The sequence below is a fragment of the Streptomyces fuscigenes genome, assembly GCF_021556455.1.
Lineage (GTDB): Bacteria > Actinomycetota > Actinomycetes > Streptomycetales > Streptomycetaceae > Streptomyces > Streptomyces fuscigenes.
In genome coordinates, this window is record NZ_JAKGCV010000422.1 from 1 (window position 1) to 4,723 (window position 4,723).

A 4,723-nucleotide genomic window follows, 5' to 3' on the forward strand; every position below is an offset into this window, starting at 1 on the left:
GGCCCGCGGAGGGCCACGGCCCGCCGCCCCGGCTCGGCGTCCGCCCCGCCGGGGGGCGGTCAGCGCCAGCTGTACGTCGCGGTCGCGCCCGCGGCGAGCGTGGCCGTGAAGCCGCGCCCGCCCGCGACCACGGTGACCGGCTCGGCGGCCGTGGTGCTGGTGTTGTGCGCGACCACCGCGGTGGACCCGTCCGTGTTCACGAAGGCCGAGGTCTGCACGGGGCTGTCGGTGGCGTCGCTGCGCGTGGCGCTCGCGCCGATGTGCACGGCCCCGGGCCGCACGAAGCGCGCGAAGTGGCCGAGGGCGTAGTACTGGGAGTTGTAGGTGACGGCGCCCGTCTTCGAGTCGACGGTGACGGTGCCGTTGCAGGTCCCGCAGCCGCCCTGGTGCGGGTTGTGGTTCTCGTCGAGCGCGATGTTCCAGTACACGACCGTCTTCGCCCAGTTGTTCACCGAGTCGAGGCCCGTGGTGATCGTCCCGCCCTCGCACTCCGTCTCGTAGATGTCCTTGCCGGGGAAGGAGGCGCGCAGCGCCGTCATGGCCGAGGCGTCGCCCGCGTAGCAGTGGTAGGCGGTGCCGTCGAGCCACTTCGCCGCATCGGACGCGAGGAGGTCGTAGGGGTAGTCGACCTCGGGGTCCTCGCCGACGGCCTCATGTGCCTTGATGTCGTTGGGGTGTTCGGACCAGTTGTGGTCGTAGCCGAGGATCTTGGTGCGCAGCCCGGCCTTCTTCAGCGCCGGCCCGAGCGCGTCGACGACCTTCGCCTCCTGCTCGAACGACATGTCCGAGCCGGGGTAGTTGTTCCGGTTCAGGGCCTGCGGCTCGTTCTGCACGGTGAGGTAGTCGACGGGCACGCCGTGGGCGGCGTACGCCTTGACGAAGTCGACCAGGTAGGCGGCGTACGCGCGGTAGACGGCGGGCGAGTCGATCAGCTTGCCGTCGATCATGGATCCGCCGGTCTTCATCCAGGCGGGCGGCGACCAGGGCGTGCCGACGATCTTCAGCTCCGGATCGAGCCTCTTCGCCTGCCTCAGCAGCGGCAGGATCTGCTTCTCGTCGTGCGCGACGGAGAAGTGCTTCATGCCGTAGTCGGTCTGCCCGGCGGGCACGTCGTCGAGGCTGTAGTCGGGGCCCTTGACGAAGTCCGAGGCGCCGATGGGCTGGCGCAGGAAGCTGGTGCCGTCGCCGGTCGCCGGGTCGAAGAGGTTCTTCATGACCGTGTCGCGCCGGTCCTTCGGTATGCCGTACAGGACCTGCGCCGAGGAGTCGGTGATCGAGGCGCCGAAGCCGGTCATCGTCTGGTACTTCACGTGCGGGTCGACGCGGACGGTGGTGCCGCCCTGCGGCGCGCCGGGTGACACCGGCGCGGCGCTCAGCCGCTCCGTGGTCGCCCCGGTCTGCCCCTTGGCGCCGGAGGTCCAGGCCTCCACCTGGCGGGGCGCGGACGGGCCGTGGGCCTCGGCGCGGCCGGGGGCGGCGGCGGCCGAGACGCCGGTCGCGGCGAGACCGGCGGTGGCGAGGAGGGCGGCGGCCAGGGTGAGGGCGCGGGACCGGGGACGTGTACGCATCTGACTCTCCGTGGGGTGGGGGTGGAGCCGGGACGGGGCGGACGGCACGCGTGGGTGCCGGGCGGCGGGAGCCCCGGATGCCGAAAGCGCTTTCAGGACCTGAACGGGAGTCAAACCCCGCGGGCATGGACCCGTCAAGACCGTGAACGCGGCGGGGTGCGCACGACCCGGGAGGGCGGCGTCGGCTCCGGCAGGGCCTTCGCGCCGGCCGTCGCGTGCACACATTTCTGCGTACGCTGACGTCATGGAAGAAGGCAGCGTGTCCGTGCGGGACGCACGCGCCCACCTCTCGGACCACATCCATCAGGCAGAGCAGGGCACTCCGACGGTGATCACGCGCAACGGCGTACCCGTGGCCGCCGTAGTGCCCATCGCCGACTTCAAGGCACTCGAGGAGGCGGCCGACGTGCTGCTGGCCCGGGAGGCGGAGAAGGTCCTCAAGGAGAACGGCCCCACGATGACCATGGCCGAGCTGCTGGCCGACCTGTTCGCCGAAGCCGCCGAAAACAAGAACGACGCCGGGTGAAATACGCCTTCCGGTTCACCACGGCGGCGCTACGAAAGCTGCGGGACCTCAGCAGGATCGACGCCATGCGCATCCTCACCGCGCTGACCGCCCTGGGTGACGACCCCCACCGCGAGGACGCCGGCACCAGGAAACTCGTGGGTCCGTCCGGGCTGTACCGGCTGCGGGTGGGCGCCTACCGCGTTCGCCCACCGCGTCGACGACGGGGAGTTGCTCGTCCTTGTGGTCAAGGTCGGCAACCGGCGCGACATCCACCGGAGCCTCTGAGAGGCGGGCCCGCCCCGTGCCCGCCTCCCCCGCCCCTGTCCCCCGGGCCCCCTCCGCGCACCTGCCGGGCACGCGGGCGGGCGCGGCTCAGCCGCCCGCCCGGCACCCCTCGCCGCTCCCGGTGCTCCCGGTGCTCCCGGTGCTCCCGCCGCTCCCGGCACCCTCGGTCAGGCCCCGGCCTCCGCCACGCTCCAGGCGATGCCGTCCAGGATGTCGTGCTCGCTGACGACGACCTCGGACGCCGAGACCCGCTCCATGATCGTCTGGAGGATGAGGGCCCCGACGCCGATCACGTCGACGCGGCCGGGGTGGATGACGGGGTTCGCGGCGCGCTCCGCGTGGGTCGCCGCGAGCAGCGCCGAGGTGATGCTTTCGACCTTCTCGTAGGAGACCGTGGAGCGGTGGACCGCGGCCGAGTCGTACTCCCTGAGGCCCAGCGCGATCGCGCCGACCGTCGTCACCGAGCCGGCGAGGCCGACCAGCGTGGAGGCGTCCCGCAGCGGGACGACCGCCTCGGCCTCGTCGATCGCCCGCTCGACGTCGGCACGGACCGCCGCGATCTGCTGGGCCGTGGGCGGGTCGGTGAGCGCGCCGTCGCGCATGAGGTGCCGCTCGGTCAGCCGGACGCAGCCGATGTCGACGGAGCGGGCCGCGGTGACCCGCTCGTCGCCGAGCACGAACTCCGTCGAGCCGCCGCCGATGTCGACGACCAGCGCCTCGTCGTGGGTGGCCAGTTCACGGGTCGCCCCGGTGAAGGAGAGCCTCGCCTCCTCGTCGCCGGTGACGACCTCGGGCCGCACCCCGAGGATGTCCACGACGCCCCGTACGAAGTCGTCGCGGTTGGAGGCGTCGCGCGAGGCGGACGTGGCGACGAAGCGCACGCCCGAGACGCCGTGCTCCTCGATGACGTCCGCGTACGTGCGGCAGGCCGCGAAGGTGCGCTCCAGCGCCTCGGGCGCCAGGCGGCCGGTGCGGTCCACGCCCTGGCCGAGCCGCACGATCTGCATCCGGCGGTCCAGATCGGTGAGCACGCCCGTGTCCGGGTCGGCCTCAGCGACCAGCAGCCTGATCGAGTTGGTCCCGCAGTCGATCCCCGCCACCTTGGTCATGCGCCCGTCTCCGTCTTCATTTCCTGTACGTGCCCGTCGCGCCCGCCGCCCACGCAGGAGGCGCCGACGCAGCGGCCCTTGGCCCACCACTCGGGCAGCATCGCGACGGCCTCGTCGCCCAGCGGATTGACCCCGGGGCCCGCGACCAGCGCGTGCGCCACGAGGACGTGCAGGCACTTCACGCGCTCGGGCATGCCGCCCGCGCTGGGGAAGCCGGCCAGCACCTCGATCGCGTCGCGTCGCGCGAGGTAGTCCTCGTGCGCGACCCGGTAGGCGGCGGCCAGTTCGGGGTCGGTGGCGAGGCGCTCGGTCATCTCCTTCATGACCCCGTTCGCCTCCAGCGTGCCGATCGCGGAGGCGGCGCGCGGGCAGGTCAGGTAGTACGTGGTCGGGAACGGCGTCCCGTCCGGCAGGCGCGGCGCGGTCTCGACCACGTCGGGCAGGCCGCACGGGCAGCGGTGCGCGATGGCGCGCAGACCGCGCGGAGGCCGGCCCAGTTGGGCCTCGAAGGCCGCGATGTCGTCCGCCGTGGGCGGCTCGGTGCGTTCGGTCTGCGGAGGAGGGGTTTCCATGACTGCTGTGTGCTGCCTTGCTGCTCGTCGGGGGGCCGCGCGTGCGGGCCCGCACGCGCGGCCTCAGTTCTTCGCGCCGGCCTTGGCCGCGCCGGTGCCGGCACCGGTCGCGGTGCCCGGCGCCGCCGCCGCGTCCGCGTGGTCGACGTCGTCCATCATGTTCGCGTACCAGGGGCGGCTCGCGGGACCGACCGCCTGCTCCTCGTGCTTGACCGCGGTCGGGGCGTTCATCGTGTAGCCCTTCTCGCCGGGCATCACGAAGTGCAGGCGCTCGCGGGCGAGCCGCTCGACGTACGCGTCGTCCTGCAGCCTCGCCTTCTCGTCGCGCAACGTCTCGACCTGCTTCTTCGCGTCGCGCGCGGTCCGCTGCTGGTCGGCGATGTCGCCCTGCTGCGAGACGTACTGCCGCATCGGGTAGGCGAGCGCGACGACGAGTGTGCACAGCACCAGCGCGAGGAAGGCCGCGCGGCCGGTCAGCCGGGAGCGGTGCGCCTGTCTGCGGCTCTGCGAGCGGTAGACGCGGGCAGCCGTCTGCTCGCCGAGCACGCGCAGGCGCGTCGCCGTCGAGAAGCGGTCGTCCGTCCGGCCGGCCGAGGGGCGGCCTCCGGTGGAGCGGCCGCCCGTCGCCCGTCCCGGAGCGGGTCGGCGGCTGCCGCTCGCGCGCTCGCCGGCCGGCCGGCC

5 protein-coding genes and 1 pseudogene are annotated in these 4,723 nt (G+C 73.2%); 2 read left to right on the forward strand and 4 right to left on the reverse strand.

Going from position 1 to position 4,723, the window contains the following annotated elements; genetic code table 11:
- Positions 1 to 59: 59 nt before the first annotated feature.
- Positions 60 to 1,568, reverse strand: a complete 1,509-nt coding sequence (locus L1885_RS23765) for a glycoside hydrolase family 30 protein (RefSeq protein ID WP_268984429.1) — start codon at positions 1,566 to 1,568, stop codon at positions 60 to 62.
- A gap of 244 nt (positions 1,569 to 1,812) precedes the next feature.
- Between L1885_RS23765 and L1885_RS23770 the strand changes: the two genes are divergently transcribed.
- Together L1885_RS23770 and L1885_RS23775 are read left to right on the forward strand one after the other, a co-directional pair.
- On the forward strand, positions 1,813 to 2,094 hold the full coding sequence (locus L1885_RS23770; RefSeq protein ID WP_235799215.1) for a type II toxin-antitoxin system Phd/YefM family antitoxin: 282 nt from the start codon (positions 1,813 to 1,815) through the stop codon (positions 2,092 to 2,094).
- Positions 2,091 to 2,361: pseudogene (locus L1885_RS23775) on the forward strand (type II toxin-antitoxin system RelE family toxin). Before L1885_RS23770 ends, L1885_RS23775 begins: the two are co-directional and overlap by 4 nt.
- A 167-nt stretch (positions 2,362 to 2,528) precedes the next feature.
- On the opposite strand, the gene L1885_RS23780 reads toward L1885_RS23775, so the two are convergent.
- From L1885_RS23780 to L1885_RS23790, 3 genes are all read right to left on the reverse strand, one after another.
- On the reverse strand, positions 2,529 to 3,470 hold the full coding sequence (locus L1885_RS23780) for a Ppx/GppA phosphatase family protein (protein WP_235799216.1): 942 nt from the start codon (positions 3,468 to 3,470) through the stop codon (positions 2,529 to 2,531).
- Positions 3,467 to 4,042: a DUF501 domain-containing protein gene (locus L1885_RS23785; protein ID WP_235799217.1), complete on the reverse strand. Its 576-nt coding sequence runs from the start codon at positions 4,040 to 4,042 to the stop codon at positions 3,467 to 3,469. Before L1885_RS23785 ends, L1885_RS23780 begins: the two co-directional genes overlap by 4 nt.
- Positions 4,043 to 4,105: 63 nt before the next feature.
- On the reverse strand, positions 4,106 to 4,594 hold the full coding sequence (locus L1885_RS23790) for an FtsB family cell division protein (RefSeq protein ID WP_235799219.1): 489 nt from the start codon (positions 4,592 to 4,594) through the stop codon (positions 4,106 to 4,108).
- Between the last annotated feature and the right edge of the window lie 129 nt (positions 4,595 to 4,723).

Bases quoted from the DNA above. Each gene is read 5' to 3' on its own strand.
- L1885_RS23765 (WP_268984429.1), bottom strand. From the start codon at position 1,568: ATGCGTACACGTCCCCGGTCCCGCGCCCTCACCCTGGCCGCCGCCCTC.
- L1885_RS23770 (WP_235799215.1), top strand. From the start codon at position 1,813: ATGGAAGAAGGCAGCGTGTCCGTGCGGGACGCACGCGCCCACCTCTCG.
- L1885_RS23780 (WP_235799216.1), bottom strand. From the start codon at position 3,470: ATGACCAAGGTGGCGGGGATCGACTGCGGGACCAACTCGATCAGGCTG.
- L1885_RS23785 (WP_235799217.1), bottom strand. From the start codon at position 4,042: ATGGAAACCCCTCCTCCGCAGACCGAACGCACCGAGCCGCCCACGGCG.